Origin of the sequence: Cellulomonas hominis (genome assembly GCF_901521055.1) — a bacterium.
GTDB lineage: Bacteria > Actinomycetota > Actinomycetes > Actinomycetales > Cellulomonadaceae > Cellulomonas > Cellulomonas endometrii.
In genome coordinates this window covers 1-14,787 of sequence record NZ_CABEGA010000078.1, presented here as the reverse complement: position 1 = coordinate 14,787, position 14,787 = coordinate 1, and the positions used below count along the sequence as shown (strand labels likewise).

14 protein-coding genes are annotated in these 14,787 nt (G+C 74.2%); 5 read left to right on the top strand and 9 right to left on the bottom strand.

Annotation, left to right across the window (positions count from 1 at the left end; genetic code table 11):
• Positions 1–61: 61 nt before the first annotated feature.
• Positions 62–1,255 carry a tRNA dihydrouridine synthase DusB gene (dusB, locus tag KJP73_RS17460; protein WP_213284153.1) on the bottom strand — a complete coding sequence of 398 codons (1,194 nt, stop codon included), beginning with the start codon at positions 1,253–1,255 and terminating at the stop codon, positions 62–64.
• Positions 1,256–1,289: 34 nt separating this feature from the next.
• Between dusB and KJP73_RS17455 the strand changes: the two genes are divergently transcribed.
• Complete coding sequence (locus KJP73_RS17455; RefSeq protein WP_249669506.1) at positions 1,290–2,525, top strand: YibE/F family protein; 1,236 nt, start codon at positions 1,290–1,292, stop codon at positions 2,523–2,525.
• Positions 2,526–2,588: 63 nt separating this feature from the next.
• On the opposite strand, the gene KJP73_RS17450 is transcribed toward KJP73_RS17455, so the two are convergent.
• Positions 2,589–3,725: a YibE/F family protein gene (locus KJP73_RS17450; protein WP_249669505.1), complete on the bottom strand. Its 1,137-nt coding sequence runs from the start codon at positions 3,723–3,725 to the stop codon at positions 2,589–2,591.
• 86 nt (positions 3,726–3,811) lie between these two features.
• Positions 3,812–5,197, bottom strand: a complete 1,386-nt coding sequence (locus KJP73_RS17445) for a glycine--tRNA ligase (protein WP_213284151.1) — start codon at positions 5,195–5,197, stop codon at positions 3,812–3,814.
• Positions 5,198–5,373: 176 nt separating this feature from the next.
• Here KJP73_RS17445 and KJP73_RS17440 point away from each other — a divergent pair, with 176 nt between their 5' ends.
• The 4 genes from KJP73_RS17440 to KJP73_RS17425 are packed head-to-tail and all read left to right on the top strand — an operon-like array spanning position 5,374 to position 8,734.
• Entirely contained in the window at positions 5,374–6,327 is a 954-nt protein-coding gene (locus tag KJP73_RS17440; RefSeq protein WP_249669504.1) for a metal ABC transporter substrate-binding protein, read from the top strand.
• A complete protein-coding gene (locus KJP73_RS17435) occupies positions 6,324–7,115 on the top strand; it encodes a metal ABC transporter ATP-binding protein (RefSeq protein WP_213284149.1) in 792 nt (263 codons plus the stop codon). Before KJP73_RS17440 ends, KJP73_RS17435 begins: the two co-directional genes overlap by 4 nt.
• 23 nt (positions 7,116–7,138) lie before the next feature.
• A complete protein-coding gene (locus tag KJP73_RS17430) occupies positions 7,139–8,047 on the top strand; it encodes a metal ABC transporter permease (protein WP_433995182.1) in 909 nt (302 codons plus the stop codon).
• A gap of 54 nt (positions 8,048–8,101) precedes the next feature.
• Complete coding sequence (locus tag KJP73_RS17425; RefSeq protein ID WP_213284147.1) at positions 8,102–8,734, top strand: DedA family protein; 633 nt, start codon at positions 8,102–8,104, stop codon at positions 8,732–8,734.
• Positions 8,735–8,743: 9 nt separating this feature from the next.
• Here the strand turns inward: KJP73_RS17425 and KJP73_RS17420 are convergent, their stop codons facing one another.
• The 6 genes from KJP73_RS17420 to KJP73_RS17395 all read right to left on the bottom strand — a co-directional run.
• Positions 8,744–9,097, bottom strand: a complete 354-nt coding sequence (locus KJP73_RS17420; RefSeq protein ID WP_213284146.1) for a VOC family protein — start codon at positions 9,095–9,097, stop codon at positions 8,744–8,746.
• 50 nt (positions 9,098–9,147) lie between these two features.
• Positions 9,148–9,924 (bottom strand): isoprenyl transferase, encoded by a 777-nt coding sequence (locus KJP73_RS17415; protein WP_213284145.1) that lies wholly within the window; start codon positions 9,922–9,924, stop codon positions 9,148–9,150.
• Positions 9,924–10,655, bottom strand: a complete 732-nt coding sequence (recO, locus tag KJP73_RS17410; RefSeq protein WP_213284144.1) for a DNA repair protein RecO — start codon at positions 10,653–10,655, stop codon at positions 9,924–9,926. The genes KJP73_RS17415 and recO overlap by 1 nt, the downstream gene beginning before the upstream one ends.
• Positions 10,656–10,939: 284 nt before the next feature.
• A complete protein-coding gene (gene leuA / locus KJP73_RS17405) occupies positions 10,940–12,685 on the bottom strand; it encodes a 2-isopropylmalate synthase (RefSeq protein ID WP_213284143.1) in 1,746 nt (581 codons plus the stop codon).
• 183 nt (positions 12,686–12,868) lie between these two features.
• Positions 12,869–14,161 (bottom strand): PQQ-binding-like beta-propeller repeat protein, encoded by a 1,293-nt coding sequence (locus KJP73_RS17400; RefSeq protein ID WP_213284142.1) that lies wholly within the window; start codon positions 14,159–14,161, stop codon positions 12,869–12,871.
• Between the two features lie 206 nt (positions 14,162–14,367).
• Positions 14,368–14,787 (bottom strand): FHA domain-containing protein (locus tag KJP73_RS17395; RefSeq protein WP_213284141.1); only part of this gene is annotated, 420 nt, incomplete at its 5' end.

Here is a 14,787-nt window from a genome sequence, read left to right as displayed (position 1 = left end):
CCTCGGTCGGCGGCGTAGGATGTGTATAGGGGCCGGGCCGGGGCCGGGAGCGGGGGCGGGGTCAGCCGCCGCTGACGCTCAGCTCCGCCTCGTGCAGGGCGCGGCGGAAGTCCTCGCTGAGCTCGCGGCTCTCCAGCCAGCCGTCGGGCAGGTGCGGGCGCTTGGGGGTGCCGGCGCGGCCGCGCTGACCCTCGGCGGCCTCGCCGGGGTACGGCTGGTCGAGGTCGAGGGCCGCGAGCCGGTCGTCCAGCTCCGCCAGGCTCGACACGAGGCCGAGGGCCGCGCGCTGCTCGCCGCCGACCACGTAGCCCTTCCAGTACCAGGCCATGTGCTTGCGCAGCTCCCGCAGCGCCTTCCCCTCGTCGCCGAACGCCTCGATCATCAGCTCGGCGTGCCGGCGGATGACCTCCGCGACGTACCGGGCGCCGGGGGTGACGCGCTCGTCCGACCCGGCGAACGCCGCCGCGAGGTCCGCGAACAGCCACGGGCGGCCCTGGCAGCCGCGGCCCACGACCACGCCGTCGCACCCCGTCTCCCGGACCATGCGCACGGCGTCCTCCGCGGACCAGATGTCGCCGTTCCCGAGCACCGGGATGTCGGTCACCGTCTCCTTGAGGCGGGCGATCGCCTCCCAGTCCGCGGTGCCGGAGTAGTACTGCTCGGCCGTGCGGGCGTGCAGGGCGACCGCCGCGACCCCGAGGTCCTGGGCGATGAGCCCCGCCTCCAGGTACGTCAGGTGGTCGTCGTCGATGCCCTTGCGCATCTTCACCGTGACCGGCACCCCGTACGGGGCGGCGGCGTCGACGGCTGCGCGCAGGATCGACTCGAACAGCTCCCGCTTCCAGGGCAGGGCGGACCCGCCGCCGCGTCGCGTGACCTTGGGCACTGGGCAGCCGAAGTTCAGGTCGATGTGGTCCGCGCGGTCCTCGGAGGCGATGAGGTGCACGGCGGCGCCGACGGTCGCCGGGTCGACGCCGTACACCTGCACGGAGCGCGGCTTCTCGTCCGGGGCGTGCGAGATGATCCGCATCGACTCCTCGCCGCGCTCGACCAGCGCCCGGGAGGTCACCATCTCGGCGACGTAGAGCCCCGCGCCCGACTCCCGGCACAGGCGCCGGAACGCCGCGTTCGTCACGCCGGCCATCGGTGCGAGGACGACGGGGGTGTCGACGGTCAGCGGGCCGATGCGCAGCGGCGGCAGCACGTGTCCCGCGGTGGCGGGGCGCGCCGGGGTGGCGGTCACGGGTGCGGTCATGACGCCATTGTCCCCCAGACGGCAGAATCACCCCGTGCCGACCCCTGCCGCGCTGCGCACGCGCCGCGTCATCGCCGCCGTCCTGCTGCCCCTCGTCCTGCTCGCAGCCGTGGGCATGGCCCTCACGTGGCCGCACGGGGACGCGCCCACCGCCCGGACCGTGGAGGCCGTCGACATCGACTACCCCTCCGCCACCGTGACCGGGACGTCCACGCAGGAGTGCGAGGGCACCGTCGAGGACCGGGAGGTCGACGGGACGATCCCGGAGACGGTGCCGTGCCTGCGGGTGCAGGCGACCGTGACCAGCGGCTCGGAGCGCGGGCGCGACGTCGAGCTCTGGGCCACGGCGTCGATCACCCCGGCCGACGTGGGGCCCGGCACCCGGATCGTCGTCGAGCACTACCCCGCGACCGCGACCGACACCGAGGTCTGGGCGTGGCACGACTTCGACCGCACGCTGCCCCTGGTGACCCTCGGGCTGGCGTTCGCGCTGGCGATCGTGCTGGTGGCGCGCACGCGCGGGCTGCGGGCGCTGCTGGGCCTGGTGATCGCGTTCGGGGTCATCGGCGGGTACGTGCTGCCGGCGCTGCTCGCGGGCGAGAACGGCGTGGTCGTGGCGCTCAGCGCGTCGACGCTGATCATGGTGGTGGTCCTGTACCTCGCGCACGGGCTGTCGCTGCGGACGTCGGCGGCCCTGCTCGGCACCCTCGCCGGCCTGGCGCTGACCGCCGGCCTGGGGGTGCTCGGGGCGTCGTGGGCGCACCTGTCCGGGGTGACGTCCGAGGACTCGTACCGGCTCGCCCAGCTGCTCGGGGACTCCGGGGCGACGTCGCTGCGCGGGCTGTTCCTGTGCGGGCTGGTGCTCGCCGGCCTGGGCGTGCTGAACGACGTGACGATCACGCAGGCCTCGGCGGTGTGGGAGCTGCGGGCGGCCTCGCCGGGCGCCTCCCGCCGGGAGCTGTTCCGCGGCGGCATGCGCATCGGCCGGGACCACATCGCGTCCACGGTGTACACAATCGCGTTCGCGTACACCGGAGCGGCGCTGCCGGTCCTCCTGCTGCTGGAGATCTACCAGCTGCCGCTCGGCCCGACGCTGACGAGCGGGGAGTTCGCGGAGGAGATCGTCCGGACGATGGTCAGCTCCATCGGCCTCGTGCTGGCGATCCCGCTCACGACGGCCATCGCGGCGCTGGTGGTCACGGTCGCCGGCGCGGTCCCGGCGGCGCGCCACCGCGACCCGGAGGACGCCCCGCACGCCCACGCGCACTGACCCGCCCGGCGCCGAGATGACAGCGCTCGCCTGCACCCGTCCGCGCGGCAGAGGCGACGAGTGTCATCTCGGCGCGGGCTCCGCGGCGGATGCGGGTGCGGGTGCAGGTGCAGGGGCGGGGTGTGCGGCGGGGGCCGGGACCAGGGCGGCCGCGACCGCCGTCGTCAGGGGGATCGCCAGCACGAGGCCGATCGAGCCGACGAGGGTCCGGACGACCTCCTCGGCGATCTCCCCGCTGCTGAGCGAGTCCAGCAGCGTCCGGTCCGACATCGCGACCAGGAGCACCAGCGGCAGCGCGGCGCCCAGGTAGGCGAACGCGACGGTGTAGACGGTCGAGGCGATGTGGTCGCGCCCGATGCGCATGCCGCCCGCGAACAGCTCCCGCCGGGTGGAGGCGGGCGACAGCGCCCGCATCTCCCACACCGCCGACGCCTGCGTGATCGTCACGTCGTTCAGCACGCCGAGCCCCGCGAGCACCATGCCGCACAGCAGGACGCCCCGCAGGTCCGCCTCCGGTGCGAGCGACCGCAGGTCCAGGGCGTGCTCGCCGGTCAGGCCGTCGAGGTGGGTGGCGCCGGTGGCCCACACCGCGAGCGCACCCGTCGCCAGCAGGCCCCCGAGCGTCCCGAGCAGCGCGGTCGACGTCCGGACGGACACCCCGTGCGCGACGTACAGCAGCACGAACATGAGCGCCGACGCGGTGACCAGCGCGACCGGCAGCGCGGGCCGGCCCTCCAGGAGCGCCGGCACCGTGAACCACAGGATCCCGCCGACGGAGACCCCCAGGCCGACCAGGGCGCCGAGGCCGCGGAGCCGGGCGACGGCGAGCACCAGCACCGCCAGGACGGCGGCGAGCAGGGCCATCGGCGGGCCGCGGACCACGTCGACGAACACGTAGGGCGCCGCGCCGGTCGCCTGCGGCAGCGCGAGGACGCGGATCGTGTCCCCCGCCTCGAGCACGTCGAGCTGCTCCGGCGCGACCTGCACGGTGATGCTCTCCCCGTCGCCGGTCTCCGCGAGCAGCGCCGGCCCGCCCTCGGCGTCGGCCAGCAGCCCGACGTCGGTCACGGTGACCTCGGCGTAGGACGAGCCCTCGGGGGTCGTGTCCAGCGTCGGGCGGTCGTCCCCGCTCGGCCAGAGCAGCACCAGCCCGGCGACGGTCACGGCGAGCGCGACCGCCAGCAGCAGGACGACCACCACGCGGGCGCGCCGCCCGACCTCGAGGTCGGGGACGTCGCCGGCGTGGTGGCCGTGGCCCGTGGCGCTCAGAGCACGCTCCGGCTGGCTCAGGCCCCGAGCAGGCGCTGCGCGAGGTAGCCGGTGACCTGGTCGAGCGCGACCCGCTCCTGCGACATGTCGTCGCGGTGCCGGATCGTGACGGCCTGGTCGTCGAGGGTGTCGAAGTCGACGGTGATGCAGAACGGGGTGCCGATCTCGTCCTGGCGGCGGTAGCGGCGGCCGATCGCGCCGGCGTCGTCGAAGTCGACGTTCCAGCTCTTCCGGAGCTCGGCGGCCAGGTCGCGGGCCTTGGGCGAGAGCTGCTCGTTGCGGGACAGGGGCAGCACGGCGGCCTTGACGGGCGCGAGGCGCGGGTCGAGCTTCAGGACGGTGCGCTTGTCGACGCCGCCCTTCGCGTTCGGCGCCTCGTCCTCCGTGTAGGACTCGATGAGGAACGCCATGAGGGACCGCGTCAGGCCGGCGGCCGGCTCGATGACGTACGGCACCCAGCGCTCGTCCTTCGTCTGGTCGAAGTACGACAGGTCCTGGCCGGAGTGCTTCGAGTGCGTCGACAGGTCGAAGTCGGTGCGGTTCGCGATGCCCTCGAGCTCGCCCCACTCGGAGCCGCTGAAGCCGAACTTGTACTCGATGTCGACCGTGCGCTTGGAGTAGTGCGACAGCTTCTCGGCGGGGTGCTCGTAGTGCCGCAGGTTCTCGCGCGAGATGCCCAGGTCGACGTACCAGTCGGTGCGCGCGTCGATCCAGTACTGGTGCCAGGTCTCGTCCGTGCCGGGCTCGACGAAGAACTCCATCTCCATCTGCTCGAACTCGCGCGTGCGGAAGATGAAGTTGCCGGGCGTGATCTCGTTGCGGAACGACTTGCCGATCTGGCCGATGCCGAACGGCGGCTTCTTGCGGCTGGTGGTCAGGACGTTCGCGAAGTTCACGAAGATGCCCTGCGCGGTCTCCGGCCGCAGGTAGTGCAGGCCGGACTCGTCCTCGACGGGGCCGAGGTACGTCTTCAGCATCATGTTGAAGTCGCGGGGCTCGGTCCACTGGCCCCGGGTGCCGCAGTTGGGGCAGGCGATGTCGGCGAGGCCGTTCTCGGGTGCGCGGCCCTTCTTCTCCTCGTACTCCTCCAGCATGTGGTCCTCGCGGAACCGCTTGTGGCAGGACAGGCACTCGGTCAGCGGGTCGGTGAACACGCCGACGTGGCCGGAGGCGACCCAGACCTGGCGCGGGAGGATCACCGCGGAGTCGAGGCCGACGACGTCGTCGCGGCTCTGCACGACGGTCCGCCACCACTGCTTCTTGATGTTCTCCTTGAGCTCGACGCCCAGCGGCCCGTAGTCCCACGCGGAGCGGGAACCGCCGTAGATCTCGCCGCTCTGGAACACGAACCCGCGCCGCTTGGCGAGGGAGACGACGGAGTCGAGACGGGAGGGTGCTGCCACGGTGATGTGCTCCTGGTGCCGGGGTCCTGCGCGCCTGGGTGACGCGGGGGTGGGATCGCTGGACAGGCTACCGGTCCGGGCGGCCGGGGCGGCGGTCGTCCCCAGGCGAGCCCCGCGCCCCAGGCGAGCCCGTGCCGGTTTTGACACTCGTTCTCAACAGGTCGATGATGGACCGCATGCCCCCCCGTCGCCGCACCCTGCCCCTCGCCGCGTCCGCGGGCCTCGCCACGGCCCTGGCCCTGAGCGCGTGCTCGCCCGGTGACGCGGCCGGCTCCGGCGAGGGCGTGACCGTCCTCGCGTCGTTCTACCCGCTGCAGTACGTCGCGCAGCAGGTGGGCGGCGACCTGGTGGACGTGCAGTCCCTCACCCCGCCCGGGGCCGAGCCGCACGACCTCGAGCTCTCCCCCGCGCAGGTCGACGAGGTGGGACGCGCCGACCTGGTCGTGTACCTCGCGGAGTTCCAGCCGTCCGTCGACGACGCCGTGGCCGCGAACCCGCCCGCCCACGTGGTCGACGCCGCGCAGGACACCGAGCTGCACGCCGCCGAGCACGCCGAGGACGGCGAGCACGCGGACGAGGAGGAGCACGCGGACGAGGACGAGCACGGGCACGGCTCCCTGGACCCGCACTTCTGGCTCGACCCCACGCGCCTGCCGGCCGTCGCCGACGACGTCGCCGCGCAGCTGAGCGAGATCGACCCCGACCACGCCGACGAGTACGCCGCGGGCGCCGAGGCGTTCGCCCAGCAGATGGCGGACCTGGACGCCCGGTACGTCGCGGGCCTGGCGACGTGCGAGAGCCGCTCCATCGTCACCACGCACGAGGCGTTCTCCTACCTGGCCGAGCGGTACGACCTCGAGCAGGTCGGCATCTCCGGCGTCGACCCGGAGGGCGAGCCCTCCCCCGCGCGCCTGGCCGAGGTCGGGCAGGTCGTCCGGGACGAGGGGGTCTCCACGATCTTCTTCGAGACGCTCGCCAGCCCGAAGGTCGCCGAGACCCTCGCGGCCGAGCTGGGCGTCGACACCGCCGTGCTGGACCCGCTGGAGGGCCTGACCGACGACACCCAGGACTACGTGTCCGTCGCCGAGGCGAACCTCGAGACGCTGCGCACCGCCCTGGTCTGCTCATGAGCGACGCCCCCGGCTCCCCCGCGGTGCTGGCCACCGGCGTCGACGTGACCCTCGGCGGGCACCAGATCCTGTCCGGCGTCGACCTGCGCGTCGACCGGGGCGAGGTCGTGGCGCTGCTGGGCGCCAACGGCTCGGGCAAGTCCACGCTGGTGCGCGCGCTGCTGAGCATCGTGCCGCGGTCCGCCGGCGAGGTGCACCTGCTCGGCGGCGCGCTCGGCAACGGCGTGCCGTGGGAGCGCATCGGGTACGTCCCCCAGCGCCTGCCGGCCGGAGGGGGCGTCCCGGCCACGGCGCTCGAGGTCGTCATGTCGGGCCTGGTGCACGGCCGCCGGCTGCGTCCCCCGCGGGACGCCCGCCGCCGCGCGCTGGCCGCCCTGGACCAGGTCGGCATGGCCGCGCACGCCCGCCGCTCCGTGCTGCAGATGTCCGGCGGCCAGCAGCAGCGCGTGCTCATCGCCCGCGCGCTGGTCCGCGAGCCCGAGCTGCTGGTCCTGGACGAGCCGACGTCCGGCATCGACCTGCCGACCCAGGAGACGTTCGTCGCGACGGTCCGCCGGCTGCACGAGGCGGGCGGCACGGTGCTGGTCATCCTGCACGAGCTCGGGTCGTTCGCCGGGCTGATCGACCGGGCCGTGGCGCTCCGGCACGGCCGCGTCGTCTACGACGGCCCGCCGCCGACCCCCCGCGGCGAGCACGCCGGACCGGACCACGAGCACACCCACCCGCACGCCGACCCGCTCCCGCCGGACGCCGGCAGCACCGGGCTGTCGATGGAGGTCCTGCCGTGACGTGGTTCGAGACGCTCGGCGCCATGCTGTCGTCGCCCCTCATGCAGCGGGCCCTGCTCGCCGCCGTCCTGGTCGGCGCCGCGGCGCCCGTCGTCGGCACGTTCCTCGTGCAGCGGCGCCTCGCCCTGATGGGCGACGGCATCGGCCACGTCGCGCTCACCGGCGTGGCGCTCGGCTGGCTGGTCGGCACCTGGGCCGGCCTCGTGCCGCAGGACACGCTCGCCGTGCCGGGGGCCGTGGTCGCCGCCGTCATCGGGTCCGTCGCCATCGAGTGGGTCCGCGCCCGCGGCCGGACGTCCGGCGACCTCGCGCTCGCGCTGATGTTCTACGGCGGCATCGCCGGCGGCGTGCTGCTGATCAAGCTCGCCGGCGGCACCAACGCGAACCTCGTGTCCTACCTGTTCGGGTCGATCTCCACCGTGTCGACCGGCGACCTGTGGTGGACCGTCGCCCTGGCGGTCGGGGTGCTGGCCGTCGGCATCGGCCTGCGGCACGTGCTGTTCGCCGTCAGCCACGACGAGGAGTTCGCCCGCGGGTCCGGCCTGCCGGTCACCGCGCTCAACATGGTCGTCGCCACGATGTCCGCGCTGACCGTGACCATCGCGATGCGGGTGGTCGGGCTGCTGCTGGTCAGCGCGCTGATGATCGTGCCGGTCGCGGTCGCCCAGCTGCTCGCCGGGTCGTTCGCCCGGACCATGGCGATCGCCAGCGGGATCGGCGTCGGCGTCAGCGTGGTCGGGCTGTCGATCACCTACTGGGAGGACATCCCGCCCGGCGCGACCATCGTGCTGCTCGCCATCGCCCTCTACGCGATGGCCGCCGTCACCCGGCCGCTGCTCACCCGGCGGCGGACCGCGGACGCCCCGCACGACCCGCACCCCGAGCTCCCCGACGACGTCGAGATCGGCACCGCCCGCACGACCTGCGACTGACCGCGTGACCCCCGTCCTACAGGTGAGGGTCACCTCACTCGTAGACTCGGGCGGGTGACAGACGTGGCGGCGGCCTACGGCATGGACGGGTGGCCGATCGGGGCCGTCGTCGCCGCGCTGTTCGGCATCGTCATGGCCCGGTCGCACCTGCTGTACTGGCTCGGCCGCGGCGTGTTCAGCGGCGCCGCACGGCTGGCCGACCGGGCGCCCGGGGCGCCGTCCGAGGATCCGGCCACCGGCCCGGAGCCCGCGACCGCCGCCGACCCGTCCCGGCGACGCGCTGCGGCGCGCTCGCAGGTGCAGCGGCTCATGCGGACCGGCACCGCCCGTCGCGGCCTCGCGCTCGTGCACCGCTGGGGGCCGCTCGCCGTGACCTTCGCCTACCTGACCGTCGGCCTGCAGAGCGCCGTGTTCGTCGGGTCGGGGCTGGTGCGGATGCCGTACCTGCGGTTCACGGTGGCGTCCGTGCCGGGCAGCGTGGCGTGGGCCGTCATCTGGGGCACCGTCGGGTTCGCGGCGGTGTGGGCGGGCGTGCGGCTCGCGACGGCGTCGCCGTGGGCCCTGGCCGGCGTCGTGGTCGCGCTGGCGGCGCTCGTCACGTGGCGGGTGCTGCGCCGGCGCCCGCCGGTCCACGGGCCGGCCGGCCCCGACGCCGACCGCGACCGGACGGCGGACGAGCTCGTCTGAGCCGCCCCGTCAGGCGCCGTCCTGCTGCGCCAGGCAGAACTGGTTCCCGTCCGGGTCCGCGAGCACGGTCCAGGACAGGTCCCCCATGACCCGCTCCGCGACGAGGGTGGCGCCGTCGGCGACGAGGGCGTCGGCGGTGGCGAGCCGGTCGGGGACGTGCAGGTCCAGGTGCAGCCGGTTCTTCCCGGGCGTCGGGTCCGCGACCTTCTGGAACGCGAGCGTCGGCCCGTCCGAGGCGACGGTGACGAACCAGCCGCCCGCCTCGTCCTGCACCGTCCCGCCGGTGTGCCGCGCCCACCAGGTCGCGAGCGCGACGGCGTCGGTGGTGTCGAAGGTGATCATGCCCACGGTGAGGGTGCTCATGCCCTCAACCTAGGCCCCGCCACCGACACGCGTGGGCGCGATCGCGCTGGTCAGGCCGTCGTCGGCTTGTCCACGGCCTTGCCGTAGCGGCGGTCGCGGCTGGCGTAGGTCTCGATCGCCCGCCACAGGTGCCGCCGGTCCACGTCCGGCCACGGCTCGTCCAGGAACACCATCTCCGCGTACGCGGACTGCCAGATCATGAAGTTCGAGACGCGCTGCTCCCCGGAGCTGCGCAGGAAGAGGTCGACGTCCGGCAGGTCCGGCTCGTCGAGGTAGCGCTGGACCGTCTTCTCGGTGACCTTGTCCGCCTTGAGCCGGCCGGCCGCGACGTCCTGCGCGATCGCCTTCGCCGCGTCCGCGATCTCGGCACGGCCGCCGTAGTTGACGCACATCGTCAGGGTGCACGTGGTGTTGTGCACGGTCCGGCGCTCGGCCTCCTCGAGCTCGCTGATCACCGAGCGCCACAGCCGCGGACGCCGGCCCGCCCACCGGACCCGCACCCCCCAGGAGTCCATGAGGTCCCGCCGGCGGCGCAGCACGTCGCGGTTGAACCCCATGAGGAACCGCACCTCCTCCGGCGACCGCGACCAGTTCTCGGTGGAGAACGCGTACGCGGACACGTGCTTCACCCCGATCTCGATCGCACCGGCGACGACGTCCAGCAGCGACGCCTCCCCCGCGGCGTGCCCGGCGGTGCGCGGCAGGCCGCGGGCGTTCGCCCACCGGCCGTTCCCGTCCATCACGACCGCGACGTGCTGCGGGACGAGCTCCTGCGGGAGCACCGGCGGGCGGGCACCGCTCGGGTGCGGGGGCGGCGGAACCGGCATCAGATCCTCTCGACCATGGGCAGCGAGCGCAGCGTGCGCTCGAGGTGGAACTGCGAGTACGCGGACACGAGGCCGTTGCCCTCCTTGCGGTGCCGCTCGGCGGACGCGTCCGCCACCGGCCAGTCCCCGACGAGCAGCGCCGCCAGCAGCGCCAGCGTCTCCGGTGCGGGCGCGGTGGCGCCGGGCGGGCGGCAGGACCCGCAGACCGCGCCGCCCTGCGCGACGGCGAACGAGTGGTGCGGGCCGGGGCGGCCGCAGCGCGCGCAGTCGGTGAACGACGGCGCCCAGCCCGCGATGGCCAGGGCGCGCAGCAGGTAGGAGTCGAGCACCAGGCCCGGCGCGTGCTCCCGGGCGGCCAGCGAGCGGACCGCGCCGACCAGCAGCCAGTACTGCTGCAGCGCCGGCTCCCGCTCGGCCTCGACCAGCCGCTCCGCGGTCTCCAGCATCACGGTGCCCGCGGTGTACAGCGCGTAGTCCTCGCACACCGGGCGGCCGTACGCGCCGATCGTCTCGACCTGCGTGACGACGTCGAGGTTCCGGCCCGTGCTGAGCTGCACGTCGATGTGCATGAACGGCTCCAGCCGCGAGCCGAACCGCGACGTGGTGCGCCGGACGCCCTTGCCGACCGCACGGACCTTGCCGTGGGTGCGGGTCAGGAGGGTGACGATCCGGTCCGCCTCCCCGAGCTTGTGGGTGCGCAGCACGATCGCCTCGTCGCGGTAGAGGCTCACGCCGACCATTCTCCCCCCGCCGGCGCCCCCCGCGCGGCACCGTTCGCCGACCGCGTGCCGCGCCCGCGTCCCCGACCCGTGAGGTCGTCACATCGGCACGAGGTCGTCCGGTGCACGTGACGACCTCGTGCACGACTGACGACCTCGCGCGAGGGGCCGCCCCCACCCGGGCACGGCGACGCCCGGCCCCGACGTCGCGCGCCGGTGGGCGCGAGCGTGCCGGGACCGGGCGCTGGGCCGGTCAAGGGTGGCGGCCGGCCCGTCCAGGGGGTGCCGGCGCCGGGTCAGCGGTGGGCGCGGTTGACCGCGGAGATGATCGCCTTGAGCGACGCGGTGGTGATCGACGGGTCGATGCCGACGCCCCAGAGCGTCTGGTCGCCGACCGCGCACTCGACGTACGCGGCGGCCGTGGCGTCGCCGCCGGCGGACAGCGCGTGCTCGGCGTAGTCGAGCACCTGCACCTGCACGCCGACCTCGCCCAGCGCCGCGACGAACGCCGCGATCGGGCCGTTGCCGGACGCCTCGACGGTCCGTTCCGTGCCGGCGTCGACCAGGTCGACGGTGAGGGTGTCGGGACCGTCCTCGCCGCTGGTGGCCCGGGTGCCGCGGAGCGCGAACCGTCCCCACGGCGCCAGGTCCGATCCGGGCTCGACCGGCAGGTACTCGTCGGTGAAGATCCGCCACAGGGCGTCCGCGGTGACCTCGGTGCCGTGCGCGTCGGTGTACCGCTGCACGACCTGCGAGAACTCGATCTGCAGGCGGCGCGGCAGGTCCAGGTCGCGCTCGGACTTCATCAGGTACGAGATGCCGCCCTTCCCGGACTGGGAGTTTACGCGGATGATCGCCTCGTACGAGCGGCCGACGTCCTTCGGGTCGATCGGCAGGTACGGCACCGCCCAGACGATGTCGTCGACCCCGACGCCCTCGGCCTCCGCGCGGGCGGCCATGGCGTCCAGGCCCTTCTTGATCGCGTCCTGGTGCGACCCGGAGAACGCGGTGAACACCAGGTCGCCGCCGTACGGGTGCCGCTCGGGGACGGGCATCTGGTTGCAGTGCTCGACGGTGCGGCGGATGTGGTCGATGTCGCTGAAGTCGATCTGCGGGTCCACGCCCTGGCTGAACAGGTTCATGCCGAGGGTCACCAGGCAGACGTTGCCGGTGCGCTCGCCGTTGCCGAACAGGCAGCCCTCGATGCGGTCGGCACCCGCCAGGTAGCCCAGCTCCGCGGCGGCGACAGCGGTGCCGCGGTCGTTGTGGGGGTGCAGCGACAGCACCACGTTCTCGCGGTGCCGCAGGTGCCGGCCCATCCACTCGATGGAGTCCGCGTACACGTTCGGCGTCGCCATCTCGACCGTCGCCGGCAGGTTGATGATCACCGGCTTGTCGGCGGTCGGCTCGAACACCTCCAGGACCGCGTTGCAGATCCGGACGGCGAACTCCAGCTCGGTGCCCGTGTACGACTCGGGGCTGTACTCGTAGAAGACCTCGGTGCCGGGCACCGTCTCCTCGTACTTCCTGCAGAGCCGCGCGCCGCTGACCGCGATGTCGACGATGCCGTCCTCGTCGCTGCGGAACACCACCTCGCGCTGCAGCACGGACGTCGAGTTGTACAGGTGCACGATGGCCTGCTTCGCGCCGGCGATCGCCTCGTACGTCCGCTCGATCAGGTGCTCACGGGACTGGGTCAGCACCTGGATGACGACGTCGTCGGGGATGCGGCCCTCCTCGATGAGCATCCGCACGAAGTCGAAGTCCGTCTGCGAGGCCGCCGGGAAGCCGACCTCGATCTCCTTGTAGCCCATCTGGACCAGCAGCTCGAACATCGCCAGCTTGCGGGCCGCGTTCATCGGCTCGATCAGCGCCTGGTTGCCGTCGCGCAGGTCGACCGCGCACCAGCGGGGGGCCTTGGTGATCTGCTGCGTCGGCCACGTCCGGTCGGGCAGGTCGACGCGGATCTGCTCGGAGAACGGGCGGTACTTGTGCACCGGCATGCCGGACGGCTGCTGGGGGGTGCGGTCGTGGTAGCTCATCGGGGGGATCCTTCGCCTCGCGGGTGCTGGGGGTCAGCCGGCGCACCGAACTCCGCGACGAGGATCCGGCCTAGAGGGCCTCGTCGCGGCGGCGAAGAAGGAGGTCGCGTCGCGTGAGCACATCAGCACCCTACCCCGCACCGAGGGGCGGACCGCAAGCGCTCAGCATCCGGACTGCTCGCGTCACCGCAGCACGATCATCTCCTCGCGGGTCCGCAGCAGCAGGTGCCCGCCGACCGCCGACACGGAGCGCACCCCGTCCTCGAGCGGCAGCGTCCACTCCAGGTGGCCGTCGGTCAGCCGGCGCGCCTCCATGGTCGGCATCCCGGTCCCCGACCTCCCGGCGGCGAGCACGAGCCGGCCGTCCGTGAGGGGCGCCCACCACATGAGCACCTTGTACGGGGACTCCCACCCGACCGCCCCCGTGCGGACCTCCACCACCTGGTACCCGTCGACCCCCAGCAGCACGAGGCGGCCGTCGACCTGCAGCCGCACCGCCCGGTACGTGTCCAGCCGCCACCGCTCCGCGCCGCCGGGCAGCGTGCGGCCGACGAGCGTCCCGCCCTCGTCCATCACGAGCAGGTCGACCGGCTCCCCGTCGCTCGCCGTGATGGTCGGGAACAGCGCCCGGGTCGTGAACAGCTCGCGGCCGTGCCGGTCGCGCACGCTCCCGCCCTCCCCGCTGGTCCAGGTGCCGAACAGGTCGCCGGCGAGCGCCCCGACCACGAACCACGTCGGCGGCGTCGTGCTGATCTGGTCGCCGGTGCGCGCGTCGAGGACGGTCGCCGACCAGCCCTGCACCAGCACGAACGAGTCGTTCACCCGGACCTCGGACCCCGAGACGATCCCCTCCCGCAGGCGCAGCCGCTCGTCGCCGCGGTACCACCAGAGCCGCTCCCCGCCCTCGCCCGCATACCGGCCGACCTCCGCGTGGCCGTCCGCCCCGACGCCCATCACGACCAGGTCGTCCCGCAGGCGCTCGACCGCCGCGAGCCGCCCGTGCACCGTCCACCGGCTCAGCACCTCGCCGGTCGCCGCGTCCATGGCGGTCACGTGGACGGGACCCTCGTCCGGCGCGGGGAACGGCACCGTGCCGGGCTCCCAGTCGTCCGGCGACGGCCGCGGCTCCACGACGCACAGCACCACGTCACCGACGTCCCCGCCGTCGTGCGGGCAGCCCGTCAGCGGGCGCGTCCCCGACACCTCGCCGAGGTCGCGCTGCCAGACCCGGGCGCCCGTCGTCGCCTCGTACCCCGTGACCGTGAACCTGCGTTCGCGCACCGACGACACCACGAGCACGCCGGACGCGGACAGCACGTCATCGGTCCGGCCCACGGGCGCCCGCCACTGGGCCCACGGCGGCCCGTCGAGCGGCGCGACCATGCCGGCGGGCACGGCCGCCGCCGGCGCCTCGCGCGACGCGGCCTCCCCCACCGCCAGGACGCCACCGACGAGCACGGCGGCCGTCACCAGCACGGCCACCCACCGGCGGCGGTGCGGCGACGACGGGGCCCTCGCGTCCCCGTCTGCGAGCCGCCGCGCACCGGGCGCTGGCGGCACGGGGCCGCGGGACGCACGCCGGGACGGTCGCCGGGGCCCGGGCGCGCTCGAACGGTCAGCGACGTCCACCAGCTCGACGTCCTGCATCGTCGCACCAGACCGCGGGCGGCCCATGCGTCACTCTAGGCGCGGACCCCCACCGACAGCGAGAGGTCGCCGAACGTCACCAGGGAGCCGTCCGAGAGCCGCACGCGGCGGTCCGGGAGGCACACGATGCGCTGGCCGTCCGCGAGGGTGACGAGCGTGCCGTTCGTGGAACCGCGGTCGACGATCCACGGGCCCTGGTCGTCGACGCCGAGCATGAGGTGGTTCTTCGACACGGACCGGCTCGGGTCCGCGACCGGCACCGTGCGCACGCCCGGCTGCGGGTCGGGGTTCCGCCCGACGAGCAGCGGCGCGTCGAGCCCGGCGATCGTGCCGTCCGGCAGCCGCACGGCCCACCCGGCCCCCGCGGAGGGCGACGCCTCCGGGGACGGGAACGCCTCCGGCGGGACGGCGGGGAGGTCGCCGGCGGGCGGGACGGCGGGGAGGTCGCCGACGGG